Raw genomic sequence first — 26752 nt, 5'->3', positions numbered from 1 at the left:
GGAACGCGCCTTTTTTATTGCTGCCAAAACACCACACTCCCCCTGTAGGAGCTGCCGCAGGCTGCTCCTACAGGGAATATCGTACAAATCTGCAGACAAAAAAAAGGGCAACCGAAGTTGCCCAAAATGCCTTGCGTGCTCATTACATCCAGAAAGAACTACGGTTTTTTCCGCTTGTGCGAATCCTTCCAGATAAAAAGTCCGAACCCTGCAAAAAACACAAACATGAGGCCGACAGTCAGCACTCCGGCGATCACCACGTTGTCGAAAAACATGACGCGTCTCCTGCACTTGACCTGTTGCGATAGGGCTAAGTTAACCAAACGGGCAGGAGAGAATATTGACCGGGATCAATGTCGCCCGAGACTGGGCAAGAGGAAGGGAAAAGTTTGACCCGCATCAATGAATGCCGGGGGATTTCAGCGCTTTTTCGGTTTGTTTTTCGGCTTTTTCCTGGCCTTGCCCAATGGCATGGCCTGTTCGAACGCCTGGCGAACTTCATTGAGCCGCTTGTCATTGAGGTCATGGATACGTTTGGCGCGTTCAGCGTTGAGGTCAATCAGTTTGTCGTCTTGGCTCATGGCAGTCAGTGCATCGCTTGAAATGAATTTCAGCCACCGTAGCGTTCGGCAACCCTGTGCCAATAATGCGGCCTGAAGGCCGCGCTGACCAGCCTGCGCTCAAATCTCTATATCGACCCATAGCCCCTGCCTCGGCTGATCTTCCATCAGCGGCGCTACCGGCACGGTGTTGTCGGCATTGAGTTCATCGCCGGGAATCGCCAGGTGAGCCTTGGGGTCATTATCAGCCTCGCGGCGACGTCTTTGCTGCTCGTGCTTGCGGCGCTGTTCCTCGCGCAGCACTAACCCATCCTCTTCAGGGTTGCGCTTTTGCAGGTCGATGGTGCTTTCACTGGAGCTTTCCTGCACCGGCACCACCGGTGGAATGTCCGGACGCTGGCGGATCGGGTCGGTTTGCGAAGTGATCGGCACGGCACTCAGGGGGAGCATCGGTGGCAGCATGGTTTCGGTCTCCTGTCAGCAGGCTGTCGGCTGCGGGGATGGCGACTTGAGCCATCGGTCGCAAACTGTGACCCGATTGGCACTCATTAGTGCACCTGGCGGCGCACCATGCACAGGTGGACTAACGTAAGACTGTGAGTTTTTCTGAGAGTCCTTTGGCCCTGAAGCCCTCATTCCGTTAAGATAGCCGGCTTTTTCAGGTGGGAGTCAGGCAGCATGGCGCAGCAGTATCAACCGGGGCAACGCTGGATCAGTGACAGCGAAGCCGAGCTGGGTTTAGGCACCGTTCTGGCACAGGACGGTCGCTTGTTGACCGTGCTCTACCCGGCCACTGGCGACACCCGCCAGTACGCGCTACGGAATGCGCCTTTGACCCGCGTGCGGTTTTCGCCGGGTGACTCCATCACTCACTTCGAAGGCTGGAAACTGACCGTCCGCGAAGTCGACGACATTGATGGCCTGCTGGTTTACCACGGCCTCAACGGGCAGAACGAAGTGGTCACCCTGCCGGAAACCCAACTGTCGAACTTCATCCAGTTCCGCCTGGCCAGCGACCGTCTGTTCGCCGGCCAGATCGACCCGCTGGCCTGGTTCTCCCTGCGTTATCACACTCTGGAACACACCAGCCGCCAGTTGCAGTCCTCCCTTTGGGGCCTGGGCGGTGTGCGTGCGCAACCGATCGCGCACCAGTTGCACATTGCCCGCGAAGTCGCCGACCGTATTGCACCACGGGTTCTGCTGGCCGACGAAGTAGGCCTGGGCAAAACCATCGAAGCCGGCCTGGTGATCCATCGCCAATTGCTCTCGGGCCGTGCCAACCGTGTGCTGATCCTGGTTCCGGAAAACCTGCAGCACCAGTGGCTGGTCGAGATGCGCCGCCGTTTCAACCTGCAGGTCGCGCTGTTCGACGAAGAGCGCTTCATCGAAAGCGATGCCAGCAACCCGTTCGAAGACACCCAACTTGCGCTGGTCGCGCTCGAGTGGCTGGTGGACGACGAGAACGCCCAGGACGCGCTGTTCGCGGCCGGCTGGGACTTGCTGGTGGTCGACGAAGCTCACCACCTGGTGTGGCACGAAGATCAGGTCAGCCCTGAATACTCGCTGGTCGAGCAACTTGCCGAAACCATTCCCGGCGTGCTGCTGTTGACCGCCACCCCGGAACAACTGGGCCAGGACAGCCACTTCGCTCGTCTGCGCCTGCTCGACCCGAACCGTTTCCATGACCTGCAAGCCTTCCGCGCCGAGAGCGAAAACTATCGCCCGGTAGCTGAAGCTGTTCAGGAGTTGCTGGACAAGGGAAGCCTGTCGCCGCAAGCCCACAAGACCATCCACGGTTTCCTCGGCAACGAAGGCGAAGCCCTGCTGGCCGCCGTCAACGATGGCGACACCGAAGCCAGCGCGCGCCTGGTGCGTGAACTGCTCGACCGCCACGGCACCGGTCGCGTGCTGTTTCGCAACACCCGCGCCGCCGTCCAGGGTTTCCCGGAGCGCAAGCTGCACCCGTACCCGCTGCCGTGCCCGGATCAATACCTCGAACTGCCGTTGGGCGATCACGCCGAGTTGTACCCGGAAGTCAGCTTCCAGGCCCAACCGGACACCAGTGAAGAAGAACGCTGGTGGAAATTCGACCCCCGCGTCGAGTGGCTGATCGATCAGCTGAAGATGCTCAAACGCACCAAAGTGCTGGTGATCTGCGCCCACGCCGAAACCGCCATGGATCTGGAAGACGCCCTGCGCGTGCGTTCCGGCATCCCGGCCACGGTGTTCCACGAAGGCATGAACATCCTCGAGCGTGACCGCGCCGCCGCCTACTTCGCCGATGAAGAATTTGGCGCGCAAGTGCTGATCTGCTCGGAAATCGGCAGTGAAGGTCGTAACTTCCAGTTCTCCCATCACCTGGTGCTGTTCGACCTGCCATCCCACCCGGACCTGCTGGAGCAACGCATCGGTCGTCTGGACCGGATCGGCCAGAAGCACATCATCGAACTGCACGTGCCGTATCTGGAAACCAGCCCGCAAGAGCGTCTGTTCCAGTGGTACCACGAAGCACTGAACGCATTCCTCAACACCTGCCCGACCGGCAACGCCTTGCAGCATCAGTTCGGCCCGCGTCTGCTGCCGCTGCTGGAAGAGGCCGACGATGGCGAGTGGCAAGCGCTGATCGACGAAGCCCGCACCGAGCGTGAGCGTCTGGAAGACGAGCTGCACACCGGCCGTGACCGCTTGCTGGAGCTGAACTCCGGTGGCGCGGGCGAAGGCGATGCGCTGGTGGAGGATATCCTTGAGCAAGACGATCAGTTCGCGCTGCCGATCTACATGGAAACCCTGTTTGACGCCTTCGGCATCGACAGTGAAGACCATTCGGAAAACGCGCTGATCCTCAAGCCCAGCGAAAAAATGCTCGACGCCAGCTTCCCGCTGGGCGACGACGAAGGCGTGACCATCACCTACGACCGCAACCAGGCGCTGTCTCGCGAAGATATGCAGTTCATCACCTGGGAGCACCCGATGGTTCAGGGTGGCATGGACCTGGTCCTGTCCGGCTCGATGGGCAACACCGCCGTGGCGCTGATCAAGAACAAGGCACTCAAGCCGGGCACCGTGTTGCTGGAATTGCTGTATGTCAGCGAAGTGGTTGCCCCGCGCTCACTGCAACTGGGCCGCTACCTGCCGCCGGCCGCCCTGCGCTGCCTGCTCGATACCAATGGCAACGACCTGTCGGCCCGCGTTTCGTTCGAAACCTTGAACGATCAGCTTGAAAGCGTGCCGCGTGCCAGCGCCAACAAGTTCATCCAGGCCCAGCGTGACCAGTTGACGCCACGGATCAACGCCGGTGAAGCGAAGATCCTGCCCCGTCACACTGAACGTGTCGCCGAGGCGCAGCGTCGCCTGGCCGCCGATACCGAAGAAGAACTGGCACGTCTGACCGCGCTGCAAGCGGTCAACCCGACCGTACGCGACAGCGAACTGGTTGCCCTGCGCAAACAGCGCGAGCAAGGCCTGGCCATGCTCGACAAGGCTGCGCTGCGACTGGAAGCGATTCGGGTTCTGGTGGCGGGTTAACAACCCTCCTGCACCGCTATAAAAAAGAAGGCCCGCAGCGATGCGGGCCTTTTGTTTTAGATCAACATCAAAAGATCGCAGCCTTCGGCAGCTCCTACAAGGATTAGCGTAGGAGCTGCCGAAGGCTGCGATCTTTTGATCTTAAGCAGTCACCGCAGAACCTTCAGGCTCAACCACCCCCACCAACCCTTCCTTCATCCGCTTGGCATCGCGCACAAAACACCGCGAAGCCAGCACCAGAAACACCACGGTGAACAACAGCGCCACCGGAATCAGGTACATCGCATCGTGCAGGCCGACCGCCTTGAAGGCTTCGGTCATCTGCCCGGCACCGGCCGCCAGCATCGCCGTGTGGGCAAAGTGATCCGACAAGGCCCCGACCACCACCGGCCCCAAACCGCCGCCCAACAGATACAGCCCGGCAAAGAACAGCGCCATGGCCGTCGCCCGCAACCGCGGCTCGACCACATCCTGAATCGCCGTGTACACGCAGGTATAAAAGTTGTAGGCGAACAGCCAGCCCACACTGAATACGGCGACAAACACACCGATCTCGATGCGCCCGGAATGCAGCGCCCACGCGGTGCAGACCGTCGAAATCACCAGGCTGAAGGCCGCAAACAACAGCCGCCCGTTGGCAATCCGCTGGTGAATCTTGTCCGCGATCCAGCCACCGAGGGTCAGGCCGACCAACCCGGTCACGCCGACAATAACCCCGGTGGCGACCGCCGCTTCCTGCAACGGCATGAGGAAGTAGCGTTGCAGCATCGGCACCAGAAACGAGTTGCAGGCATAAGTGGCGAAGTTGAAACACAGGCCGGCCATGACCAGCCACAGGAAGGTCGGCACAGCCAATACCCGACGGATCGGTCGATCGATCTTTTCCTGCGAAACCTGAACGCTCTCGGCGGCGCCGCGTTTCGGTTCCTTGATGAAAAACATGAAGATCGCGAGGACCAGCCCGGGCACCGCTGCGATAAAGAACGGCGCGCGCCAGCTATCGAAGGCCTTGACCATCGCGCCGATGGTGAAGAACGCCAGCAACAGCCCCAATGGCAGCCCGAGCATGAAGATGCCCATGGCGCGAGCCCGGCGGTGAGCCGGGAACAAGTCGCCGATCAGCGAGTTGGCGGCAGGCGCATAACTGGCCTCGCCGATACCGATGCCCATGCGCACGATCAGGAAACTCCAGAAACTGCCCACCATACCGTTGACGGCGGTCAATCCGCTCCATACCGCCAGCCCCCAGCCCATCAGCTTGCTGCGCGAGCCGGTATCGGCCATGCGCCCCAATGGCAAGCCGGCAATGGCGTAGACGATGGTGAATGCCGTACCGATGATCCCCAACTGGAAATCACTGAGGTGCCATTCCATGCGAATGGGCTCGATGATGATGGCCGGGATGGTGCGGTCGAAAAAATTGAACAGATTGGCCAGGAACAACAGGAACAGGATGCGCCAGGCATTGGCCGCTTGGGTCGAGTTCTGCATGGGTCCGTCTCTTTTATTGTTTTTGGGGCGTCACTGCCCCCGGACTTTGCAATCTAGACAGGGCGGCCACACCTGTCTTTCATTATTCGCCAGGCTGATACCAACCCATGGGACGCAACCTGTAGGAGCTTTCGCAGGGCGGGTATTTCGCAGTCCGTCCGGTCGTTGAAAAATACCTTTCTCCCCCCCTTCCCAAGCCGTTGGCGAAGCCTAGAATAGCGGCCTTGATTCCCCCCTGTGTCTCCACCCCTCCTTACGATAATCGCCCATGTCCGAAGCCAGTCCGTGTCTGAATTGCGGTGCCTGCTGTTCTCATTTTCGCGTGTCATTTTTCTGGGGTGAATGCGCCTCGTCTGGGGGAACAGTACCCGATGAGCTTGTCGAGCAGATCAGCCCCAGTCGGGTCGCGATGCTCGGCACCGGCTGCAAACCCGTGCGCTGCACCAGCCTGGTGGGAGACGTGGGCAGTACGGTGCAGTGCTCGATTTACGAAAATCGCTCCAGCACCTGCCGGGAGTTCGACGCTTCATGGGTCGATGGTGTGGCCAATCCCGATTGCGACGCGGCCCGTGCCGCTTTCGGCTTGCCGGCCCTGCAACCCGCATTCGAGACGCCCCAGAAGCACATCGCCTGATGTGTTAGCACTAATCGCTATTAAGCTAATATCAAAATGTTTGACATCAACATGCCACTATCGCTTGCGCTCCATCCACGCCCTCTATACTCCAGGACATTCGCTGGCGCTCCTTGCGCCGGCCTGAAGGATAACGATGGGGCGCGCTATGGAGTGGCCTGGTTTGCATTTCCTTACCGAGCTACCAGAGAGTGGGCAGGTCATACTTAATTGCACACATGACCCTTTTCTGGTGTTGCTGGCTTATCTGGTCGCTTGTGTCGGCAGCTTCGCGACACTGGACATGGCCGAACGGGTTGCTCACGCTGAAAAATCCGCTTCCCAAACGCTCTGGCGCTGGGTTGGCAGCGGATGCCTGGCCGGCAGTATCTGGGCCATGCACTTCGTCGGGATGCTGGCATTCCAGGCGCCTATCGCTCTTCACTACCAACCGCCTGTCACGGTGTTCTCGCTAACCATCGCGCTGCTCGCCGCGTGGCTGGCCATGCATACCCTCAGCCTTCCCGAACTGAGTTTGCGACGGTGCCTCACGGCATCGATCGGGATCGGCCTGGGTATCGCGACCATGCATTACGTGGGCATGACGGCCATGCACGCCAATGCCTCGGTCTATTACCATCCGGGCCTGTTTGCCCTTTCCATCGCGATCGCGATCGGTGCCGCACTGGCAGCCTTGTTACTGGCATGGTATCTGCGCGACGGCGCCGGCATGCTGCATCAGCTCATCAAATACTGCGCCAGCCTGTTGCTCGGGGCTGGCATCCTCAGTATGCACCTCACGGCCATGGCCGCCTTCAACCTGGTGCTGCCCGAAGGCAGCCTGCCAGCGCAAAGCGGCGATCATAGCCAACTGCAACTGGCACTGACCGTGGCGGTCATGACCCTGCTGATCATCGGCAGCAGCATCAGCGCGGCGCTGGCGGACAAGAAACTGCAACGCAAGGACAACGACCTGCAACGGGTCAACTCCCTGCTCAGCCAGCTGGACCAGGCGCGCAGGTCACTGCAACAGGTGGCGCACTACGATGCGCTGACCAACCTGATCAACCGCCGCGGATTCAACCAGGTCTTTGCCGAAAAACTCATAGAGAAATCCAATAAAGGCGGGATGCTGGCGGTCATGTTCCTGGACATCGACCATTTCAAGCGGATCAACGACAGCCTTGGCCACGATGCCGGTGACGAACTGCTCAAAGTGCTTGCCGGGCACATCAAGAGTTCGGTTCGCAGTCACGAAGATGTGGTCGCACGCTTTGGCGGCGACGAGTTCTGCCTGCTCATCGACCTGCATGATCGTGAAGAGGCGCGGCATATGGCCCAACGCATCATGTTGAAAATGAAGGAGCCCATCGAACTGGCCGGCAGGCGCATGGTCATGACCACCAGCATCGGCATCAGCCTGTTTCCGGAGGATGGCAAGACCTGTGAAGAACTGCTGAAGAACGCCGACCTTGCGCTGTATCAGTCCAAGGGCCGTGGCCGCAACGGCCTGAGCTTTTTCAGCGCCAACCTGAAAACCCGCGCCACACTGGAACTGCAACTGGAAGAAGAACTGCGCCATGCCCTGCGAGAAGACACTGGCCTGATGCTCTATTACCAGCCGATCTATGACCTCAAGACCGGTCAGGTCAGCAAGCTCGAAGCCTTGATCCGCTGGCAACACCCGGTCCATGGTTTCCTGGTGCCGGATCGTTTTATCGCCATCGCCGAGGCCAACGGCCTGATCGCCGAACTGGATAACTGGGTGCTGCGCAAGGCTTGCCAGGATCTGGGCGCGTTGTCGCGCCAGGGTTGTGCAGACCTCAAGATCGCCGTGAATTGCTCGCCCCTGAGCCTGGCGCGCATTGAACTGGCCGATGAAATCGAGTCCGCATTGCGGGCCGCCGGTGTGGAGCCCCAACGGCTGGAACTGGAAGTCACGGAAAACGCCTTGATGGGCAATATCGCCAACACACTGATGTTGCTGCGACAGATTCGTGCCCTCGGCGTGTCGCTGTCGATCGATGACTTCGGCACCGGCTATTCATCCCTGGCCTACCTCAAGCGCTTGCCGCTCAACACACTGAAAATCGACCGTTCGTTCATCCAGGACATCCCCAAGGCCACACAGGACATGGAGATTGTCCAGGCGATCATCGTCATGGCCCATACCCTGCACCTGCAAGTGGTCACCGAAGGGGTCGAAACCTTCGAGCAATATCAGTTCCTGGAAAACCATGGCTGTGATTTCGTTCAGGGCTATTTGCTCAGTCGGCCGGTGCCGCTGGCCGAACTGCATCCGGTGCTGAACGAAATCAATCAGCGCGAACATGCCTGCACCGTCACGACGCTGAGCCTGGCTCACGGTACATCTGCACTAATGTAGAGGGGTCCTTTTCAAGGAACCCCTGACTCCCATGCAGGCGCATCAACTGCGCGGCCAGGCCGCTGATCGGTGTCGCCGAGCCTTGCTCTCGCGAAAAATTTACCGCTGTATCCAGATCCTTGAGCAACGTGCGCACGTGCCACTTGATCGGTTCGAAACGGTTTTCAGCCATCTGCGGGGCCAGGATCTGCAACGGTTTCGAATCGGCAAAGCCGCCGGCCAGCGCTTCGGCGATCAGGCTGGCATCAACTCCGGAACGTTCCGCCAACGCGACCGCTTCGGCAATCACCAAGGCATTGCAGGCGACGATCATCTGGTTGCACGCCTTGGTCACCTGCCCTGCCCCGACGCCGCCCATGTGCGTCACACGTTGCCCCAGGCTCAGCAGAACGGGACGAACCCGACCCAGATCCTCCGACTCGCCACCCACCATGATCGCCAGGCTCCCGGCTTCGGCCCCGACCACACCGCCGGACACCGGTGTGTCGAGCCAGCCCATGCCGGTTTTTCCGGCGAGTTCTGCGGCCATTTCCCGCGTGGCATTAGGCTCCAGGCTGGAAAAGTCCACCAGTAACTGGCCTTTTTCTGCCCCCTCGATAATGCCTGCCGGACCAAACACTACCTCGCGTACGACCGACGTATCCGCCAGGCACAACATCACCACGTCCGCGTGCTGGCACAGTTCCGCCGGGCTGGCGACCAGGCGTGCGCCAGCCTCCACCAGCGGCTTGCACTTGTCCGGATTGCGATTCCATACCGCCAGCGGATAACCCGCCGCCAACAGGCGCCGGCACATCGGCAACCCCATCAGGCCGATCCCGGCAAACCCCAGCGCAGGTAGCATTGACATCATTTTGCCTCCTTTAGATTAAAGATCACCGAATATTGGCCGATCCATCATGACTCAGGAAAGGATTCACGCCGAGTGATGCTCAGGCCAAGGACCAAGGCATGGTCCAGGTACGCGCTGAAAAAAAGACGCGATTGTATTCCGTGACGGTTCGACGACTGCGAGTCGGCCAACCAATCAGCCCAGGTAGATGGCGAACAATGACTTCTAAAAACAATCCGGCCACTGCGGTAACCGATCTGACGTTGAGCCCCGCGGCCAACAGCCCGTCATCACCGAAGCCATTGATTCAATCGCGCCCGTTGGCAACCCAGCAATACCTGTACTTCACCGAAACCAACACCGACCGCATCCTCGACAACCTCGACGGTCTGCGCGACATGGTGTTCCCGCGCGCACCGCATCTGGAGGGCGACAGCGAACAGCACAACGATCAGGAATTCCCGTCGGTGTGCCTGATCGGCCTGGGCCGCTGCGGCTCGAACATTGCGCTGGACGTGGCGGAGCTGGTGTACAACGCCCGCAAGTTCTACCTCAACGAATTCAACAACGAAGATCGCCTGTCGCCAGACAAGCGTTTTGCCGAAAAGGGCTACAGCCCGGCCCAGTGGATCCGCAACAACCTGCGCCTGGGCCAGAACAAAAACACCAAGCCGGTGTTTTTGGTCGAGCCACTGGTGATGCTCGGCGACCTGGACAAGGACATCGCCGGACGCATCCGCTTCTCGCGCAAGGGCGAAAAAAGCGGTTTCCTGCGCGACTACAGCAAGATGAAAATCATGGACTTGTCGGAAGTCCACGCCGGTGGTGCCGGTAACGCGCCGATCCTCGGCCAGTACCTGGCCAAGATCATCCTGAACAAGGACACCCAGCGTTTCTCCAGCCCTGACTGGAAGATGATCCACTCGTACCTGATCGACAGCTGCGGCATCAAGGCCAACCAGTCGCGCCTGTATTTCTCGATCTTCAGTGCCGGTGGCGGTACCGGTTCGGGCATGGCCTCGGAATTCGGCCTGGCCCAACAGCACTCGTACATGAACAAGACGTTCGACACCAAACCGATGGACGAGCACGACAGCAAGAGCGGCCACGCCTTCGTCTTCGAACCGATCTTCACCAGTGGCATATGCGTACTGCCGAACATTTCCGATCACCGCAGTGAAATGTCCGAGGCGCTGCACATCAACGCCGGCCGCCTGCTGTGCAAATACCTGTCGGAAGAGTGGGACTTCTCCTACAACTTCGCCAACGAAGACAGCAGCGAAGCCAGCGTCATGGGCCGCATTCGCCCATGGAACGCGATGATGTTGATCTCCAACGACATCATGCGTTACGCCGAAGAGAACGATGACGGCAATATCCAGAACATTGATGTCAATGCCATGGAAAAGCATGCCAACCAATACATCTCACAGCAGATCTTCAACATTCTCACGGCCCAGGCGGTGACCACCGACTACGACCAGAACTATTTCCGTCGCGCTGGCATCGACATCGGCGAAACCATCCGCCTGGACGCCAATGACCTGTTCATGAGCCTGGCCGGCCCGGTGGCAATTGCCTACGCAGAGTCCGTGGTGCCGGAAACCCCGCCGCCGAGCAGCGACAAATTCAAGGTGTTCGAGAAAGAGCCGCAGCGCTTGAACATCGACGACCTGTTCTTCCGTTCGATCGACCTGCCGCACTTCAACAAGGTCACCCAGGCCATCGAAGGCATCAGCCTGTTGCCGATCGAGTCCAAGCGCTATCGCGCATCGCTGGAGCAGTACAAGAACTCGGGGTACGACGCGGCGGCCCTGCATGACCTGCACTTCTTCAAGAATTGCTCGTCGGTGGTGTCGATCGTTTCCTTGCCCAAGGACTACAAGCTGTCCTACATGGATTTGAACCGGTTGAAGACTCACCTCAACAGCCTCTTCCCCAACACCACGCTAAAGCGCTACGCGCTGGTGATCGGTGCCTCGGCCAACCTGTCGCTGACCACCCTGATCGCCAAGAGCCCGTGCCTGTCGGACGACTTCCTGACACTGATCGTGGCCTTCATCAAGCGCTGCTTCGCGAAAAACCCGTACCGCTTCGACGAGACCCTGGACAACTCGATCCTGGACTTCATCATCAACGAACAGTTCGATGAAGACCGGATCGACGAGCTGCTCAACGAATTCGAAAACCCGGCGAAGATCCTCGATACCAACTGGTACGCGATCAAGCCGATGTACGAGAAGAAGTACCGTGAGCTGATCAACGACAAGGACAAGTTCGTCTCGATCAACGACATCCGCCTGTCCCGGGATTGCGTGAAGAAATCGATCAAATACCTGCGCGAGATCTACCGTCACCGCATTGGCAAGACCAAGGTCATTTCGTTGAATAACCATACGGGCAAGACGGCTTGATGAGGTATGCCTGAAAAGATCGCAGCCTTCGGCTGCTCCTACGGGCTGCGGTTCACATGACACCGCAGCACGCCTTTGTAGGAGCTGCCGAAGGCTGCGATCTTTTGATCTGATCTTTTGATCTTTTATCCAACATCCAGAAACAATTGAGCAGCCGTTCAGTTGTCCTCTCAACTGTTCCCGTTACGTTTACGTCACCGTGAAGCTGTGGCCTTTCTCCACGGCAACATGCCATCACGCTACCCGGCTACACACTTTCCCCCCTGAAAAGAACGCACCAAACAGGTGCGCCATTTCAAGCCTGCGCCCTTTCCTGGACCAGAATCCACGGCGAAACAACCACGGCCCACAACTGTGGATCACGTTCAAAAAGATCCAGCGCCCGTGTTTCAGACAGCTTGGCGAGCTTGTCGTCGGCCAGCCAGGCAGCCACTTTCTGCCCTTCATCCTGAGCCACGGCCTCGGCGGCGGCGATCAAATCCAGGCCGGGATCGACCCACAATAGGGCACCCTTGGCGAAGAACGGCTCCAGCTCTTTCCAGGTAATAGATGCGGTTTCACCAAGCAGCTTGGCATAGAGGGTGCTAGGTTCTTGATTCATGGGACTGTCCGGAAAAGAAATCGACGCGAATGATAACGTCGCTGGTCTGGCAGAAAAACCCGGATGCAATTGAGTGACCGAAATGAAAAGCGCAGTAAAGCCAGGGAATGCACTGAATCCGGCTATAAGCCCTTCAACACCCCCGCCGCAATTCTGTCTTTTTCTTTCAATAAAGCGACACTTGCAGGTTTTGCCCCCCGGCGCCGCCTTCCCAGGCTGACAATCGGCGCTCTACACTGTACCGGTACAGTTGCCGGGGGGCATTTCCGGGGGGATGTCGTGGATATCTGACCCGGTTCTGCTGCCATCGGCGCCAGGACTATAAAAACTACAACAGTAAGAGTGGAGCACTATGACTAAGGCTACTAAGCAGATTTCCAAACTGTTTGCCGCTATGGTTCTGGCCGGGGTTGCCAGCCATTCGTTCGCAGCTGACACCATCAAGATCGGCATCGCCGGCCCTAAAACCGGCCCTGTAGCCCAATACGGCGACATGCAGTTCAGTGGCGCCAAAATGGCCATCGAGCAGATCAACGCCAAGGGCGGCGTAGACGGGAAGAAACTCGAAGCCGTTGAATACGATGACGCCTGTGATCCAAAACAAGCGGTAGCAGTCGCGAACAAAGTCGTCAACGATGGCGTCAAGTTCGTGGTCGGTCACCTGTGCTCCAGCTCCACTCAACCGGCTTCGGACATCTACGAAGACGAAGGCGTGATCATGATCACCCCGGCTGCCACCAGCCCGGACATCACCAGCCGCGGTTACAAAATGGTGTTCCGCACCATCGGCCTGGACAGCGCCCAGGGCCCTGCCGCCGGTAACTACATTGCCGATTTCGTAAAACCGAAAATCGTTGCCGTCCTGCACGACAAACAGCAATACGGTGAAGGCATCGCCACCGCCGTGAAGAAAACCCTGGAAGGCAAAGGCGTGAAAGTTGCCGTGTTCGAAGGCATCAACGCCGGCGACAAAGACTTCTCGTCGATGATCTCCAAGCTCAAGCAAGCCAACGTCGACTTCGTCTACTACGGCGGCTACCACCCGGAGCTGGGTCTGATCCTGCGTCAATCCCAGGAAAAAGGCCTGAAAGCCAGGTTCATGGGACCGGAAGGCGTGGGTAACGACTCCATTTCGCAGATCGCAAAGGACGCTTCCGAAGGTCTGCTGGTGACCCTGCCGAAATCCTTCGACCAGGATCCGGCCAACGTCGCCCTGGCTGACGCGTTCAAAGCCAAGAAAGAAGACCCGAGCGGTCCGTTCGTGTTCCCGGCCTACTCGGCTGTGACCGTGATCGCCGAAGGCATCAAGGCTGCCAAGTCCGAAGACTCCGTCAAAGTGGCTGAAGCCATCCACGCCGGCACCTTCAAGACCCCGACTGGCGACCTGAGCTTCGACGCCAAGGGCGACCTGAAAGACTTCAAATTTGTGGTTTACGAGTGGCACTTCGGCAAACCTAAAACTGAAGCCAAGCCTCAGTAAGGCGTTGCCTGACTGACTGCCAATAAAGCCCACGGCGTGCCGTGGGCTTTATTTTACGAACGTATTGGGCCGCGCTGGCGTGATCCGCCAGTCTCCCCACCTGAAAATCTCAAAACCGTCATCAGCGGTTCGCTGGCAAACCCCGAATTCGAAGTGGATGCAGATCCACGGGGCTCGGGCGGGAAAATGACTCCACCAGTGAAATGCGTATCAGGTTTTTAGGAGCGCTGTAATGCCTGACATCTATCACTTTTTCCAACAGCTGGTTAATGGTCTGACCATTGGCAGCACGTATGCCCTGATCGCCATCGGCTATACGATGGTTTACGGCATCATTGGAATGATCAACTTCGCCCACGGCGAGGTGTACATGATCGGCTCCTACGTGGCGTTCATCGCCATCGCCGGGCTGGCCATGCTGGGACTCGACAGCGTTCCGCTGTTGATGACCGCTGCTTTCCTGGCAACCATTGTCGTCACCAGTGCCTACGGCTACAGCATCGAACGGATCGCCTACCGCCCCTTGCGCGGCAGCAACCGTCTGATTCCGCTGATTTCCGCCATCGGCATGTCGATCTTCCTGCAGAACACGGTTCTGCTGGCGCAAGACTCCAAGGACAAATCCATTCCCAACCTGATTCCGGGCAACTTTGCCATCGGCCCAGGTGGCGCACATGAAGTGCTGATTTCCTACATGCAAATCGTGGTGTTCGTGGTGACCTTTGTCGCCATGCTCGGCCTGACGCTATTCATCTCCCGCTCTCGCTTGGGTCGCGCCTGCCGCGCCTGTGCCGAAGACATCAAGATGGCCAATCTTCTGGGTATCAACACCAACAACATCATTGCCCTGACCTTCGTCGTCGGTGCCGCACTGGCGGCCATCGCGGCCGTGCTGCTGAGCATGCAATACGGTGTGATCAACCCGAACGCCGGTTTCCTGGTCGGCCTCAAGGCCTTCACCGCCGCGGTACTGGGTGGTATCGGCAGCATCCCCGGCGCCATGCTCGGGGGGATCGTGCTGGGGGTGGCGGAAGCCTTTGGTGCCGATATCTTCGGCGACCAGTACAAGGACGTCGTGGCGTTCGGTCTATTGGTTCTGGTGTTGTTGTTCCGGCCAACCGGCCTGTTGGGACGTCCGGAGGTTGAGAAAGTATGACTAGGAATCTTAAACAGGCACTGTTCAGTGCCTTGCTGGTGTGGGCCGTTGCCTACCCGGTACTCGGTCTGAAGCTGACCATCGTCGGCATCGACCTCGAAGTCCATGGCACCAGCACTACAACGCTGATCACCATCGCCGTATGCTCGGTGCTGATGTTCCTTCGTGTACTGTTCGACCAGCAGATCAGCTCGGCCTGGCGCTCCTCGCCCAGCATGCCGCTGATTCCGGCCAAGGCCAGCAACTTCCTGACCCTGCCGACCACCCAGCGCTGGATCATCATCGCGCTGATCGCCGGTGCGCTGATCTGGCCGTTCTTCGGCTCTCGCGGCGCGGTAGACATCGCCACGCTGGTGCTGATCTACGTGATGCTCGGCCTCGGCCTGAACATCGTGGTCGGCCTGGCCGGCCTGCTCGACCTCGGTTATGTCGGCTTCTATGCCGTCGGCGCCTACAGTTATGCGCTGCTGTCGCACTACTACGGTTTGAGCTTCTGGATCTGCCTGCCGATTGCCGGGATGATGGCGGCCACCTTCGGCTTCCTGCTGGGCTTCCCGGTCCTGCGTCTGCGCGGTGACTATCTGGCGATCGTGACGCTGGGCTTCGGTGAAATCATCCGGCTGTTCCTGCGTAACCTGACCGGCCTCACGGGGGGGCCGAACGGCATCAGCAACATCGAGAAACCGACGTTCTTCGGCCTGACTTTCGAACGTAAAGCGGCTGAAGGCCTGCAGACGTTCCACGAGTACTTCGGCCTGGAATACAACTCGATCAACAAGGTGATCTTCCTCTACCTGGTGGCGTTGTTTCTCGCGCTGTTCGCTTTGTTCGTCATCAACCGCTTGCTGCGCATGCCTCTGGGCCGTGCCTGGGAAGCCCTGCGTGAAGACGAAATCGCCTGCCGTGCGCTGGGTCTGAACCCGACGATCATCAAGCTTTCAGCCTTCACCCTGGGTGCCTGTTTTGCTGGTTTCGCCGGCAGCTTCTTCGCCGCGCGTCAGGGCCTGGTGACACCAGAGTCCTTCACCTTCATCGAGTCGGCGACCATCCTCGCCATCGTGGTGTTGGGTGGCATGGGCTCGCAACTGGGTGTCGTACTCGCAGCCACGGTAATGATCCTGTTGCCGGAAATGATGCGTGAGTTCAGTGAATACCGCATGTTGATGTTCGGCGCCTTGATGGTGCTGATGATGATCTGGCGTCCTCAAGGTCTGCTGCCCATGCAACGTCCTCACATGGAGCTGCGCAAATGAGCCGCGAGATCCTCAAAGTAGAAAACCTGAGCATGCGCTTCGGCGGCTTGCTGGCGGTCAACGGCGTGGCCTTGAGCGTGAAGGAAAAACAGGTCGTGGCATTGATCGGCCCTAACGGCGCCGGCAAGACCACCGTGTTCAACTGCCTGACCGGCTTCTACAAGCCAAGCGGCGGCAGCATCCTGCTGGACGGCGAGTCGATCGAGGGCCTGCCCGGCCACAAGATCGCCCTCAAGGGCGTGGTGCGCACCTTCCAGAACGTGCGGTTGTTCAAGGACATGACCGCGGTCGAGAACCTCTTGATCGCCCAGCACCGTCACCTGAACACCAACTTCCTGTCCGGTCTGTTCAAGACGCCGTCGTTCCGCAAAAGCGAGCGCGAGGCCATGGAATTCGCCGAGTACTGGCTGGACAAGGTCAACCTCAAGGCGTTTGCCAACCGTCCTGCCGGCACCCTGGCCTACGGTCAGCAACGTCGTCTGGAAATCGCTCGCTGCATGATGACCCGTCCGCGGATCCTCATGCTCGACGAACCGGCCGCGGGCCTGAACCCGAAGGAAACCGAAGACCTCAAGGCGCTGATCAGCATGCTGCGTGAAGAGCACAACGTCACCGTGCTGCTGATCGAACACGACATGAAACTGGTCATGAGCATTTCCGACCACATCGTCGTGATCAACCAGGGCACGCCCCTGGCCAACGGCACGCCGGAACAGATCCGCGACAATCCTGAAGTGATCAAAGCCTACCTGGGGGAAGCGTAAATGCTGCAGTTCGAAAACGTTTCCACCTTCTACGGCAAGATCCAGGCCCTGCACAGCGTCAACGTCGAAGTCCGCCAGGGCGAGATCGTGACCCTGATCGGCGCCAACGGTGCCGGCAAGTCGACCCTGCTGATGACGCTCTGCGGTTCGCCGCAGGCCCACAGCGGCAGCATCCGCTACATGGGTGAGGAACTGGTCGGCCAGGACTCCTCGCGGATCATGCGCAAGAGCATCGCCGTGGTACCGGAAGGCCGTCGGGTGTTTTCCCGCCTGACCGTGGAAGAAAACCTCTCCATGGGTGGTTTCTTCACCGCCAAGGGCGACTATGAGGAACAGATGGACAAGGTCCTCGGACTTTTCCCACGACTGAAGGAACGCTTCGCCCAGCGTGGCGGCACTATGTCCGGTGGCGAACAGCAAATGCTCGCCATCGGCCGTGCGCTGATGAGCAAGCCCAAGCTGTTGCTGCTCGACGAACCTTCCCTGGGCCTGGCACCGATCATCATCCAGCAGATCTTCGACATCATCGAACAGCTGCGCAAGGACGGTGTGACGGTGTTCCTGGTCGAGCAGAACGCCAACCAGGCGCTGAAAATCGCTGACCGCGCCTACGTGCTGGAGAACGGCCGGGTGGTGATGCAAGGCACCGGCGAAGCACTGCTGACCGACCCGAAAGTGCGCGAAGCGTACCTCGGCGGCTAAGCCATTGCGGTAAACAGAAAACGGCCTTCGGGCCGTTTTTTTGTGCCCAGCATGAGATCCCTTGTAGGAGCGAGCTTGCTCGCGATGGACGTTAACGATGACGGTGGCTGGCTGGATGAACGTGGTGTCTATACGTTCTTCGCGAGCAAGCTCGCTCCTACAGGGGGTCGTTACAGCCGATCCAGCACCTCCCCACTGCGCTTGAACCACCCAATCAAGTAATCCGCCAGTACCTGCGTGCGCTTGGGCAATCCGCCCTGATACGGATGCACCAGATACATCGGCATGCTGCGGGTCTGATAATCGCGCAGGAGCCATCGCAAACGCCCGTCGGCCAGTTCTGTTGGCAAACAGTAGGATGGCAGGCGCGCAATACCGGCACCGACCAGTGCGGCTTTCTTCAACAGGTTGTAATGGTTGCTGGCGAACGGCCCCGACACCCGCACCCGCAACAATTCATGCTGCTGGTGATACAGCCATTCTTCGCGGCCGCTGTAATGGCTGTTGAGCAGGCAACGATGTTCGGCCAGCGCCTGGGGCGTTTGCGGTTCACCGTATTGCTCCAGGTAAGCCGGGCTGGCGCAGGTCAGTTCTTGCCAAGCCAGCAACGGACGCGCCACCAGTCGCTGGTCAATCGCCACATCAGAACGAATCGCCAGATCGAAGCCGTCGCGGGACAGTTCGCGGTAGCTGTTGTTGAGCTCCAGTTCGATCTGCACCTGGGGATACCTGGCGGAGAACTCCAGCAACAAGCCATCGAAGAAGGTTTCCCCGAGTGATACCGGAACTGTCATCCGTACCGGGCCGGCCATGTCGTCCTTCAGCCGCGCCAGCGCCTGACGCGCCCGCTCGACTTGCACCACCAGCGCCTGAGCCTGTGGTAACAACGCAGCGCCGGCTGCCGTCAGGCTCAAACGGCGAGTGGTGCGCTGCAACAGCACCACGCAAAACTGCGCCTCCAACTGGCTGATGCGCTTGGACAGCTGGCCTTTGCTGCAACCGAGCTGCTGCGCCGCCAGGGTGAAACTTCCCGCTTCGATCAATACGGCGAACGCGGCCAGGTCATCCATCTCGCTCATGGATTGTTTCCATTTGAAAACCAAAGGTTGCCTATTAGTGCGCTTATCTAGAGAAAAAACCACCCTAAACTGATGCCTTGTTCAACCCATAACGAGGATCAGCTTCCATGAAAATTCTTTTGATCGGCGCAGGCGGCACTATCGGATCGGCTATCGACAAAGAACTATCGCAACGCCACGAAATCATCCGCATCGGTCGCACCAGCGGCGACTTCCAGGTGGACATCAGTGACAGCGCTTCGATTCGCAAACTGTTCGGGCAGACCGGCAAGTTCGATGCTCTGGTCTGCGCCGCCGGAAACGTAACCTTCGCACCACTGACCGAAATGACCGAAGATAGTTTTGCCCTTGGCCTGAAGGACAAACTGATGGGCCAGGTCAACCTGGTGCTGATCGGCCGTGAATTCGCCAACGACGGCGCATCGTTCACCCTCACCACCGGTGTGCTCAGCCACGACCCAATCCGCAGTGGCGCCTCGGCCTCGTTGGTCAACGGTGCACTGGACAGCTTCGTCCGTGCAGCGGCCATCGAACTGCCGCGCGGCCTGCGGGTGAACTCGATCAGCCCGACCGTCCTCGTTGAAGCCATGGGCAGCTACGCTCCTTACTTCCGTGGCTACAAACCGGTTCCTGCGGTGGATGTGGCATTGGCCTATGCCAAAAGTGTCGAAGGCTTGCAGACGGGTCAAACCTTTCACGTAGGTTGAGCCAGCTCCGCTCAATCAATTAGCGTTGGCAGTAAATCCTTGGCAATGGATTTAGGGATGGCGACTCTGAATCTTGAGCCCAGGACTGAATGCACTGTCGCCGTGGAGATCTTCCAACCGTTAATTGATAGCGTCATTTGCTGGCCTATCGATTCGCGGGAAATGTGCTGCATACGCTCAGTTGCTTCAGGACTGAGCGTGACATTCATTTCATAACTTGAATGCAGTCTTTCCACGTCTTTCAGTATTAACTCCATCCGGATAAAGTCCGTTGCCGAGGACAAATTGATCTCGGCAGCCTGAGTGCCCGTCGCTCCTGTCATCGCCAGCAAAAACATCCAAACCTTCCAGACCATAACCTTCTTCATGCCCTTCCTCCTGCAAAAACGTGGCAGCCTACCTTTGCGCCCTGATTCCCGGCACAGAAACAATCCACAAAATGTTGCTGCAAACAGCCATCAAGTCGGCGACGGACCAATACTAGTCTTGTGATGAACGGTCAGCCTGAGTAACGTGGCGGCACTTGTCAGGAGACCCCAAGATGCGTGTTGCCCGTTCCTTAGTCCTCGTTGCCCTGCTTCCGCTGTTCGCCGCTTGCCAGTTATTCGAGGGGGAGCGGCAGAGCGTTTCCCATGTCGGCCAGACACGCATGCAAGGCCAGTTGACCGCGGCGGACGGCAAATTGCTGTTTCAGCCGTGCAACCAGGCAAACCGCTACGTGGTCAACGACACGGGCGCTACCAGCGTCCTGCAGCAGGCCGCCAACCTGGCGGACAAGCAGGGCAAACTGTTTGCCGACGTGCGTGGGCGCGTTGTGGCCGGCAGCGGTGGTGACGGCCAGCTCGATCTGGAGCAGTTGTACCGCATCGAACCCTCGAGCACCGCGTGTGATGATCCGAACTTCAAACTGCTGATCCTGCGCGCCGCCGGCCATACACCGGAGTGGAACGTCAAGGTCAGCGGCAAAGGCATGGTCATTGACCGCGCCGGCCAGCCTCCCCTCGCCGTGCCCTACGTGGAAGAGCAACTGGGCGACGGCCGTTTCAACCTCAGCACCGAAGTCAATAACCAGCACATCGAACTGTGGGTTGCACCGCAACGTTGCGTCGACAGCAGCACTGGCAGCATCCAGCACATGAGTGCCGAGCTGCGCGTTGACGGCCAGGTCCAGCGTGGATGCGGGTATTTCGGCGGCTCGCGCGACGACTGATTCGACGAGAGGCCGTTTTTGCCTCACTGGACGCTGTCTTTGGGGCTTATAATCGCGGGCTTCAAACGCCCTGGCGCAGTTGTGCGCCCCGCGAACCGGATCCCGCCATGTTACGAATCACCGAACTCAAGTTGCCGATCGACCATCCCGATGAAGACCTGCGCCCTGCCATCGTGCAGCGCTTAGGGCTTGCCAGCGATGACCTGCTCGATTTCACCTTGTTCAAGCGCAGCTACGATGCACGTAAAAAGTCCTCCGAACTGTGTTTCATCTACACCATCGACCTTGAAGTTCGCGATGAGGCGGCGGTACTGCACAAGTTCGCCGATGACCGTAACGTCAACGTGGCTCCGGATGTCAGTTACAAAGCGGTAGGCCAGGCACCGGCCGACCTGAGCACGCGGCCGATCGTCGTCGGCTTCGGTCCGTGCGGGATTTTCGCCGGGCTGCTGCTGGCGCAAATGGGCTTCAAGCCAATCATCCTCGAGCGCGGCACCGAAGTACGCCAGCGCACCAAGGACACCTGGGGCCTGTGGCGCAAAAACGTGCTTAACCCCGAGTCCAACGTGCAATTTGGTGAAGGCGGCGCGGGGACTTTCTCCGACGGCAAGCTCTACAGCCAGATCAAGGATCCGAAATTCCTCGGTCGCAAAGTCCTGCATGAATTCGTCAAGGCCGGCGCGCCGGAAGAAATCCTCTACGTCAGCAAACCGCACATCGGTACGTTCCGTCTGACCGGCGTGGTGGAAAACATGCGTGAGCAGATTCGCGCCCTCGGCGGCGAAGTGCGCTTCCAGCAGCGGGTCACCGACGTATTGATCGAAGACAGCCAACTGGTCGGCGTCGAGCTCAATGGTGGCGAGCAGATACATTCCAGGCACGTGATCCTCGCCCTCGGCCACAGTGCCCGCGACACCTTCCGCATGCTTCACGGGCGAGGCGTGTTCATGGAAGCCAAGCCGTTTTCGGTGGGTTTCCGCATCGAGCACCCGCAATCGTTGATCGACCGTGCGCGCCTGGGCAAATACGCCGGCCACCCGAAACTGGGCGCCGCCGACTACAAACTGGTGCACCACGCCAAGAACGGCCGTTCGGTCTACAGCTTCTGCATGTGCCCGGGCGGCACCGTAGTGGCGGCGACGTCCGAGCCGAACCGCGTGGTCACCAATGGCATGAGCCAGTACTCGCGCAACGAGCGCAATGCCAACTCCGGGATCGTCGTCGGCATTACCCCGGAAGTCGACTATCCGGGCGGCCCGCTGGCCGGTATCGAGTTGCAGGAACGCCTGGAATCCCACGCCTTTGTGCTGGGCGGCAGCAACTACGAAGCCCCGGCGCAACTGGTCGGCGATTTTATCGCGGGTAAACCGTCCACCGAACTGGGCAGCGTCGAGCCGTCCTACAAACCGGGTATTGCCCTGGGTGATCTGGCGTTGGCACTGCCGGCGTTCGCCATCGAAGCGATTCGCGAAGCCTTGCCGGCGTTCGAAAAGCAGATTCGTGGTTACTCGCTGCACGATGCGGTGTTGACCGGCATCGAGACCCGCACCTCCTCACCGCTGCGCATTACCCGCAACGAGTCGTTGCAGAGCCTGAACGTGAAAGGGCTGTTCCCGGCCGGTGAGGGTGCCGGTTATGCGGGCGGGATTCTGTCGGCGGGTGTTGACGGGATTCGCATTGCCGAGGCTGTGGCTCGGGATATCCTCGGCCTCGAGGCTTAAGCCTTAGAGCAAAAGATCGCAGCCTTCGGCAGCTCCTACAGGATTTACACCATTCCCTGTAGGTGCTGCCGAAGGCTGCGATCTTTTCATTTGTGTCAGATATTGGCGCGCAAAACGCTAGCCGGCAGCGCCTCACCCCGCTCCACCGTCGCCGCCACCGCAGCCATCAAACCGCTCAACTCATACCCCTGAGCCTTGAGCCAGTCCTGATCGTAATAGGTCGTGGCGTAGCGCTCGCCGCTGTCACACAGAATCGCCACCATCGACCCCGTCTCCCCCTGCGCCTTCATATGTTGAGCGGCCATCAGTGCGCCGATCAGGTTGGTCCCGCTCGACCCGCCCACATGGCGTCCCAAACGCTCCGCCAGGTAGTGCATGGCCGCCAGTGACAGGGCATCCGGCACCTTGACCATCGCGTCGATCACCTTGGGCAGAAACGACGCCTCCACACGCGGCCGACCGATACCTTCGATCCGCGAGCCGTGGTCCAGTCGCAGGCTGGCATCGCCGGTCTGGTAGTAATCGAAGAACACCGAACGCTCGGCATCGGCACACAGCACGCGGGTGCAATGCTGACGATAACGCACGTATCGGCCCAGGGTGGCCGTGGTGCCCCCGGTACCGGGGCTGGAAATCAGCCAGCTCGGCTCGGGGTGCTGCTCGAAACGCATCTGCTGAAAGATAGACTCGGCAATGTTGTTGTTCGCCCGCCAGTCGGTGGCGCGCTCAGCGTAGGTGAACTGGTCAATGAAGTGCCCGTCGTGCTCGCGGGCCAGGCGCTCGGACTCTGCATAGATCTGGGTCGGATCGTCCACCAGGTGGCTTTGGCCGCCATAGAAGGCGATTTGCGCGATCTTTTCTTTCGAGGTAGTCGCCGGCATCACCGCAATGAACGGCAAGCCCAGCATGCGCGCGAAGTACGCTTCGGAAATCGCCGTGGAACCGCTGGAAGCCTCAATGACCGGCGCCCCTGGCTTGAGCCAGCCATTACACAGCGCGTACAGGAACAGCGAACGGGCCAGTCGGTGCTTGAGACTGCCCGTGGGGTGGCTGGACTCATCCTTGAAGTACAACTCGATGCCTGGAAACCCCGGCAGCGGCAAGGGGATCAGGTGGGTGTCGGCGCTGCGCTGGAAATCGGCTTCAATGATCCGGATCGCTTCGCGGGACCACTGTCGGTTGTCGCTCATGATGGATTTCTCGTTGAATCGGGCAGGAGTCGGCCTTTTATCAAGGCTCATCCAATAAGCTTAGGAAAAAACCTACATCCAGCACAGGTACAGCTGAGGTCCAATACGCCCGGCAACTGCTAGGCTCAACTCGGTACTGACGGCTCACTCTGTAACGGCATATAACAAAAAAGAATATAACTTTTGTTTTAACAACTAACAGTACTTGTTAGGGTGTAACACCTTTTGAACTCACGGATGGAGAGCGACCTTGCCTCTGCGTAGCACTTTCACGCGTTTCTTTCAGTTGGAAGCTGCCAGCGGTCTGTTACTGATCGCCGCTGCCGTTCTGGCTCTGATCATCAACAACTCGCCGCTGGCGTGGCTGTACAACGGCCTGCTGGACACTCCCGTGGTGGCGCAGATCGGCGCGCTGAAAATCGCCAAGCCGTTGCTGCTGTGGATCAACGACGGCCTGATGGCGCTGTTTTTCCTGCTGATCGGCCTGGAAGTGAAGCGCGAAGTCCTCGATGGCCAGTTGTCCAAACCGTCGCAAATCGTCCTGCCTGGCGCGGCAGCGATTGGTGGCATGGTGGTGCCGGCGCTGATCTACTGGTACCTCAATCGCGACACGCCACCGGCCCTCAACGGCTGGGCAATCCCGACCGCTACCGACATCGCCTTCGCCCTTGGCGTGCTGGCGCTGCTGGGCAAACGCGTTCCGGTCTCGCTGAAACTGTTCCTGATGACCCTGGCGATCATTGACGACCTCGGCGCAATCATCATTATCGCGATCTTCTATTCCGGCGCACTGTCGACCCTGTCCCTGGCGCTGGCCGCGGCCTGTATTGCGGCGCTGATCGGGATGAACCGGCTCGGCGTGGTCAAGCTCGGGCCCTACATGATCATTGGCTTGATTCTCTGGGTCTGCGTGCTCAAGAGCGGTGTCCACGCCACGCTGGCCGGTGTGACCCTGGCTTTCTGCATTCCTCTGCGCACGAAAAATGCCGAGCCCTCGCCATTGCTGACCCTGGAACACGCCCTGCACCCGTGGGTCGCCTACGGCATTCTGCCGCTGTTCGCGTTTGCCAATGCAGGCCTGTCCCTCAGTGGTGTCACCGTCGAAAGCTTCACTCACCACGTCCCCATGGGCATCGCCATCGGGCTGTTGCTGGGCAAGACCATAGGTGTCTTCGGACTGACCTGGCTGGCCGTGAAAACCGGTATCGCCGCCCTGCCCCAAGGCGCCAATTGGGGCCAGATATTGGGCGTGGCGATTCTCTGCGGCATTGGTTTCACGATGAGCCTGTTTGTCGGCTCGCTGGCCTTTGAGCCGGGCGTGAGTGATTTCGCCGGGATGGATCGCATGGGAATCCTGACCGGTTCGATTCTGGCCGCGCTGATCGGTTATGGGGTGACGGCGATGGCGAGTCGCAAGGGTTCCAGCCTGGCATCCTGATAAACCGCGATACTTCCTGGCGCCAATCAAGACTAGCCTCATCCAAAAACAAAAAACCCGATCAGTCACCTGATCGGGTTTTTTGTTTATCCGCTGTTTACGCTTAGTGCGAAACGCGGCTGGTGCCACCCACACTGGCGATACGCACACGCTCACCAACACGGAACACTTCGTTTGGCTGAACTTCCTGAACGTAGGCGCGCATGCTGCCATCATCTTCGCGCACGGTGATTTCCACGCCCTGGGTGCGGGTCAAGCCTTCTTCAGCAGCCGAACCGATCAGGCCACCAGCGACTGCGCCGATGACCGCAGCAACAACACTGCCTTTGCCACCACCGATGGAGCTGCCACCAACGCCGCCAACCACTGCGCCTGCAGCGCCGCCGATCGGGGTTTTGGTGCCTTCGATTTTCACCGGACGCAATGCTTCGATGGTGCCCATGCGAACGGTCTGCACGCGACGTGCTTCGTCACGGGAGTAGGAGTCACCGGTCAGGCTCGATTGGCAACCAGTGAGCAACATTGCCATCGTGGAAAAGGAAGCAACCAGTAGAACAGACTTACGCATAGCATCAACTCCAAAGAAACAGATATTCATTAAACTCCGCAGCTTGACGCCTGTCACGGCACCGCCCGGATAAAATTGGTTTGATTCAGGCTCCGTTAAGGCGCCTCCGCGAACTCACACAGTAGCGGCAAAATCGGAAAACTGCCCTCTGGCCAAGGATTCTCATGGACTATTTTATCATCGTCGTCACGACTGTTGCCGGTTTGTACTTCCATTGGTGGCTGTACGTGCGGATCAAACGCTGGATGGACCGCGACCTGGCACTAGCGCTGGCGGGCAAGGATGAGCAGAAAAAAGCCTTCATGCTCGAACGGTTGGCGAGTGCTCAGGCGCAGAAGATCAAGCGTCGAGACCTGCCGAAGTGGCTGGAGGCCGCTGCGGCAGACTATCCCGGTGGGTAAACTGCTCAGGGGGCCAGACGTTCAAGAATCCAGCCGGCGCCCTGCTGGCGGTAATTGAGGCGGTCGTGCAGGCGGCTTGGGCGGCCCTGCCAGAATTCGATGCGCTCCGGCAGCAGGCGATAACCACCCCAGTGTTCCGGGCAATGCGGCTGGGTGTCGCTGAAACGTTGCTCGGTGTCCTTGAGCAGCGCTTCCAGCTCGCCACGATCGGCGATCACGCGGCTCTGCGGCGATGCCCAGGCCCCCAGGCGACTGCCCAGTGGACGGACCTGAAAATAGGCATCGGACTCTTCAGGCGTGACCTTCACCACCCGCCCTTCGATGCGCACCTGGCGCTCCAGCGCCGGCCAGAAAAACGTCATGGCCGCGAACGGATTCGTGGCCAGGTGTTGGCCCTTGGCGCTTTCGTAGTTGGTGAAAAAGGTGAAGCCCTGCTCGTCCAGGCCCTTGAGCAACAGAATGCGACAGTGCGGTCGACCGTCCTGGTCAACGGTGGCCAGGGTCATGGCGTTGGCTTCCACCGGCGCCTGCTCGGTTTTCACCGCGTCGGCGAACCACTTGTGGAACAGCGCAAACGGCTCGGCCGGGGCTTGTGCCTCGGTCAGGCCATCACGGGTGTAGTCACGACGCATATCAGCCAGGCCCTGGGTCATGGCGCATT

Annotated in this window: 25 protein-coding genes; 14 read left to right on the top strand and 11 right to left on the bottom strand. The window is 59.3% G+C overall.

Annotated elements, in window-relative coordinates:
* Positions 1 to 158: 158 nt before the first annotated feature.
* From ccoM to KW849_RS15945, 3 genes are all read right to left on the bottom strand, one after another.
* Positions 159 to 275: a cytochrome c oxidase subunit CcoM gene (ccoM, locus tag KW849_RS31695; RefSeq protein ID WP_305729722.1), complete on the bottom strand. Its 117-nt coding sequence runs from the start codon at positions 273 to 275 to the stop codon at positions 159 to 161.
* A gap of 144 nt (positions 276 to 419) precedes the next feature.
* Complete coding sequence (locus KW849_RS15950; protein WP_218430314.1) at positions 420 to 581, bottom strand: hypothetical protein; 162 nt, start codon at positions 579 to 581, stop codon at positions 420 to 422.
* A gap of 99 nt (positions 582 to 680) precedes the next feature.
* Entirely contained in the window at positions 681 to 1022 is a 342-nt protein-coding gene (locus KW849_RS15945; RefSeq protein ID WP_218430313.1) for an aspartate-semialdehyde dehydrogenase, read from the bottom strand.
* Positions 1023 to 1238: 216 nt separating this feature from the next.
* Between KW849_RS15945 and rapA the strand changes: the two genes are divergently transcribed.
* Positions 1239 to 4085, top strand: a complete 2847-nt coding sequence (gene rapA, locus KW849_RS15940; RefSeq protein ID WP_218430312.1) for an RNA polymerase-associated protein RapA — start codon at positions 1239 to 1241, stop codon at positions 4083 to 4085.
* Positions 4086 to 4226: 141 nt separating this feature from the next.
* Here the strand turns inward: rapA and KW849_RS15935 are convergent, their stop codons facing one another.
* Positions 4227 to 5576: an MFS transporter gene (locus KW849_RS15935; RefSeq protein WP_218430311.1), complete on the bottom strand. Its 1350-nt coding sequence runs from the start codon at positions 5574 to 5576 to the stop codon at positions 4227 to 4229.
* Positions 5577 to 5844: 268 nt separating this feature from the next.
* On the opposite strand from KW849_RS15935, the gene KW849_RS15930 reads away from it, so the two are divergent.
* Complete coding sequence (locus KW849_RS15930; protein WP_218430310.1) at positions 5845 to 6210, top strand: YkgJ family cysteine cluster protein; 366 nt, start codon at positions 5845 to 5847, stop codon at positions 6208 to 6210.
* Between the two features lie 148 nt (positions 6211 to 6358).
* On the top strand, positions 6359 to 8575 hold the full coding sequence (locus KW849_RS15925; RefSeq protein WP_305729721.1) for a bifunctional diguanylate cyclase/phosphodiesterase: 2217 nt from the start codon (positions 6359 to 6361) through the stop codon (positions 8573 to 8575).
* Here the strand turns inward: KW849_RS15925 and KW849_RS15920 are convergent.
* The gene (locus tag KW849_RS15920) at positions 8532 to 9428 is read right to left on the bottom strand and encodes an NAD(P)-dependent oxidoreductase (protein ID WP_218430308.1); all 897 of its coding nucleotides are present in this window, start codon (positions 9426 to 9428) and stop codon (positions 8532 to 8534) included. The genes KW849_RS15925 and KW849_RS15920 overlap by 44 nt on opposite strands.
* A gap of 197 nt (positions 9429 to 9625) precedes the next feature.
* Here KW849_RS15920 and KW849_RS15915 point away from each other — a divergent pair, with 197 nt between their 5' ends.
* On the top strand, positions 9626 to 11821 hold the full coding sequence (locus KW849_RS15915; protein ID WP_218430307.1) for a hypothetical protein: 2196 nt from the start codon (positions 9626 to 9628) through the stop codon (positions 11819 to 11821).
* Positions 11822 to 12116: 295 nt separating this feature from the next.
* On the opposite strand, the gene KW849_RS15910 is transcribed toward KW849_RS15915, so the two are convergent.
* Positions 12117 to 12422: a DUF2288 domain-containing protein gene (locus tag KW849_RS15910; RefSeq protein ID WP_218430306.1), complete on the bottom strand. Its 306-nt coding sequence runs from the start codon at positions 12420 to 12422 to the stop codon at positions 12117 to 12119.
* Between the two features lie 352 nt (positions 12423 to 12774).
* On the opposite strand from KW849_RS15910, the gene KW849_RS15905 reads away from it, so the two are divergent.
* The 5 genes from KW849_RS15905 (at position 12775) to KW849_RS15885 (ending at position 17777) form a co-directional block, all read left to right on the top strand.
* Complete coding sequence (locus KW849_RS15905) at positions 12775 to 13902, top strand: branched-chain amino acid ABC transporter substrate-binding protein (RefSeq protein ID WP_218430305.1); 1128 nt, start codon at positions 12775 to 12777, stop codon at positions 13900 to 13902.
* A gap of 232 nt (positions 13903 to 14134) precedes the next feature.
* Positions 14135 to 15058, top strand: a complete 924-nt coding sequence (gene livH / locus KW849_RS15900) for a high-affinity branched-chain amino acid ABC transporter permease LivH (RefSeq protein WP_108216737.1) — start codon at positions 14135 to 14137, stop codon at positions 15056 to 15058.
* A complete protein-coding gene (locus KW849_RS15895; RefSeq protein ID WP_108216736.1) occupies positions 15055 to 16311 on the top strand; it encodes a high-affinity branched-chain amino acid ABC transporter permease LivM in 1257 nt (418 codons plus the stop codon). The genes livH and KW849_RS15895 overlap by 4 nt, the downstream gene beginning before the upstream one ends.
* Positions 16308 to 17075 (top strand): high-affinity branched-chain amino acid ABC transporter ATP-binding protein LivG, encoded by a 768-nt coding sequence (livG, locus tag KW849_RS15890; RefSeq protein WP_108216735.1) that lies wholly within the window; start codon positions 16308 to 16310, stop codon positions 17073 to 17075. The genes KW849_RS15895 and livG overlap by 4 nt, the downstream gene beginning before the upstream one ends.
* Complete coding sequence (locus KW849_RS15885; protein ID WP_218430304.1) at positions 17076 to 17777, top strand: ABC transporter ATP-binding protein; 702 nt, start codon at positions 17076 to 17078, stop codon at positions 17775 to 17777. It begins immediately after the preceding gene.
* A 170-nt stretch (positions 17778 to 17947) separates the two neighbouring features.
* On the opposite strand, the gene KW849_RS15880 is transcribed toward KW849_RS15885, so the two are convergent.
* Positions 17948 to 18856, bottom strand: coding sequence for a LysR family transcriptional regulator (locus tag KW849_RS15880; protein WP_218430303.1), 909 nt, complete (start codon positions 18854 to 18856; stop codon positions 17948 to 17950).
* Positions 18857 to 18963: 107 nt separating this feature from the next.
* Here KW849_RS15880 and KW849_RS15875 point away from each other — a divergent pair, with 107 nt between their 5' ends.
* Complete coding sequence (locus tag KW849_RS15875; protein ID WP_218430302.1) at positions 18964 to 19563, top strand: short chain dehydrogenase; 600 nt, start codon at positions 18964 to 18966, stop codon at positions 19561 to 19563.
* A gap of 11 nt (positions 19564 to 19574) precedes the next feature.
* Here the strand turns inward: KW849_RS15875 and KW849_RS15870 are convergent, their stop codons facing one another.
* The gene (locus tag KW849_RS15870; protein WP_218430301.1) at positions 19575 to 19931 is read right to left on the bottom strand and encodes a hypothetical protein; all 357 of its coding nucleotides are present in this window, start codon (positions 19929 to 19931) and stop codon (positions 19575 to 19577) included.
* Positions 19932 to 20104: 173 nt separating this feature from the next.
* Here KW849_RS15870 and KW849_RS15865 point away from each other — a divergent pair, with 173 nt between their 5' ends.
* Positions 20105 to 20773: a COG3650 family protein gene (locus KW849_RS15865; protein ID WP_218430300.1), complete on the top strand. Its 669-nt coding sequence runs from the start codon at positions 20105 to 20107 to the stop codon at positions 20771 to 20773.
* 107 nt (positions 20774 to 20880) lie between these two features.
* Entirely contained in the window at positions 20881 to 22494 is a 1614-nt protein-coding gene (locus KW849_RS15860) for an NAD(P)/FAD-dependent oxidoreductase (RefSeq protein ID WP_218430299.1), read from the top strand.
* Positions 22495 to 22589: 95 nt separating this feature from the next.
* Here the strand turns inward: KW849_RS15860 and KW849_RS15855 are convergent, their stop codons facing one another.
* A complete protein-coding gene (locus KW849_RS15855; protein ID WP_218430392.1) occupies positions 22590 to 23687 on the bottom strand; it encodes a PLP-dependent cysteine synthase family protein in 1098 nt (365 codons plus the stop codon).
* 247 nt (positions 23688 to 23934) lie between these two features.
* On the opposite strand from KW849_RS15855, the gene nhaA reads away from it, so the two are divergent.
* Entirely contained in the window at positions 23935 to 25122 is a 1188-nt protein-coding gene (gene nhaA / locus KW849_RS15850; protein ID WP_218430298.1) for a Na+/H+ antiporter NhaA, read from the top strand.
* A gap of 103 nt (positions 25123 to 25225) precedes the next feature.
* On the opposite strand, the gene KW849_RS15845 is transcribed toward nhaA, so the two are convergent.
* The gene (locus KW849_RS15845; protein WP_108216726.1) at positions 25226 to 25690 is read right to left on the bottom strand and encodes a glycine zipper 2TM domain-containing protein; all 465 of its coding nucleotides are present in this window, start codon (positions 25688 to 25690) and stop codon (positions 25226 to 25228) included.
* A 164-nt stretch (positions 25691 to 25854) separates the two neighbouring features.
* Between KW849_RS15845 and KW849_RS15840 the strand changes: the two genes are divergently transcribed.
* Positions 25855 to 26091 carry a hypothetical protein gene (locus KW849_RS15840; RefSeq protein ID WP_108216725.1) on the top strand — a complete coding sequence of 79 codons (237 nt, stop codon included), beginning with the start codon at positions 25855 to 25857 and terminating at the stop codon, positions 26089 to 26091.
* A 5-nt stretch (positions 26092 to 26096) separates the two neighbouring features.
* Here KW849_RS15840 and pdxH read toward each other — a convergent pair whose 3' ends face one another.
* On the bottom strand, positions 26097 to 26744 hold the full coding sequence (pdxH, locus tag KW849_RS15835; protein ID WP_218430297.1) for a pyridoxamine 5'-phosphate oxidase: 648 nt from the start codon (positions 26742 to 26744) through the stop codon (positions 26097 to 26099).
* Positions 26745 to 26752 lie beyond the last annotated feature (8 nt).

The organism is Pseudomonas sp. PDM26 (assembly GCF_019219185.1).
GTDB lineage: Bacteria > Pseudomonadota > Gammaproteobacteria > Pseudomonadales > Pseudomonadaceae > Aquipseudomonas.
Note: the sequence above shows the minus strand (reverse complement) of the source record. Positions and strands in the feature narration are given on the sequence as shown.

Coding starts and splice junctions, on each gene's coding strand:
- ccoM (WP_305729722.1), bottom strand. CDS start 275: ATGTTTTTCGACAACGTGGTGATCGCCGGAGTGCTGACTGTCGGCCTC.
- KW849_RS15950 (WP_218430314.1), bottom strand. CDS start 581: ATGAGCCAAGACGACAAACTGATTGACCTCAACGCTGAACGCGCCAAA.
- KW849_RS15945 (WP_218430313.1), bottom strand. CDS start 1,022: ATGCTGCCACCGATGCTCCCCCTGAGTGCCGTGCCGATCACTTCGCAA.
- rapA (WP_218430312.1), top strand. CDS start 1,239: ATGGCGCAGCAGTATCAACCGGGGCAACGCTGGATCAGTGACAGCGAA.
- KW849_RS15935 (WP_218430311.1), bottom strand. CDS start 5,576: ATGCAGAACTCGACCCAAGCGGCCAATGCCTGGCGCATCCTGTTCCTG.
- KW849_RS15930 (WP_218430310.1), top strand. CDS start 5,845: ATGTCCGAAGCCAGTCCGTGTCTGAATTGCGGTGCCTGCTGTTCTCAT.
- KW849_RS15925 (WP_305729721.1), top strand. CDS start 6,359: ATGGAGTGGCCTGGTTTGCATTTCCTTACCGAGCTACCAGAGAGTGGG.
- KW849_RS15920 (WP_218430308.1), bottom strand. CDS start 9,428: ATGATGTCAATGCTACCTGCGCTGGGGTTTGCCGGGATCGGCCTGATG.
- KW849_RS15915 (WP_218430307.1), top strand. CDS start 9,626: ATGACTTCTAAAAACAATCCGGCCACTGCGGTAACCGATCTGACGTTG.
- KW849_RS15910 (WP_218430306.1), bottom strand. CDS start 12,422: ATGAATCAAGAACCTAGCACCCTCTATGCCAAGCTGCTTGGTGAAACC.
- KW849_RS15905 (WP_218430305.1), top strand. CDS start 12,775: ATGACTAAGGCTACTAAGCAGATTTCCAAACTGTTTGCCGCTATGGTT.
- livH (WP_108216737.1), top strand. CDS start 14,135: ATGCCTGACATCTATCACTTTTTCCAACAGCTGGTTAATGGTCTGACC.
- KW849_RS15895 (WP_108216736.1), top strand. CDS start 15,055: ATGACTAGGAATCTTAAACAGGCACTGTTCAGTGCCTTGCTGGTGTGG.
- livG (WP_108216735.1), top strand. CDS start 16,308: ATGAGCCGCGAGATCCTCAAAGTAGAAAACCTGAGCATGCGCTTCGGC.
- KW849_RS15885 (WP_218430304.1), top strand. CDS start 17,076: ATGCTGCAGTTCGAAAACGTTTCCACCTTCTACGGCAAGATCCAGGCC.
- KW849_RS15880 (WP_218430303.1), bottom strand. CDS start 18,856: ATGAGCGAGATGGATGACCTGGCCGCGTTCGCCGTATTGATCGAAGCG.
- KW849_RS15875 (WP_218430302.1), top strand. CDS start 18,964: ATGAAAATTCTTTTGATCGGCGCAGGCGGCACTATCGGATCGGCTATC.
- KW849_RS15870 (WP_218430301.1), bottom strand. CDS start 19,931: ATGAAGAAGGTTATGGTCTGGAAGGTTTGGATGTTTTTGCTGGCGATG.
- KW849_RS15865 (WP_218430300.1), top strand. CDS start 20,105: ATGCGTGTTGCCCGTTCCTTAGTCCTCGTTGCCCTGCTTCCGCTGTTC.
- KW849_RS15860 (WP_218430299.1), top strand. CDS start 20,881: ATGTTACGAATCACCGAACTCAAGTTGCCGATCGACCATCCCGATGAA.
- KW849_RS15845 (WP_108216726.1), bottom strand. CDS start 25,690: ATGCGTAAGTCTGTTCTACTGGTTGCTTCCTTTTCCACGATGGCAATG.
- KW849_RS15840 (WP_108216725.1), top strand. CDS start 25,855: ATGGACTATTTTATCATCGTCGTCACGACTGTTGCCGGTTTGTACTTC.
- pdxH (WP_218430297.1), bottom strand. CDS start 26,744: ATGACCCAGGGCCTGGCTGATATGCGTCGTGACTACACCCGTGATGGC.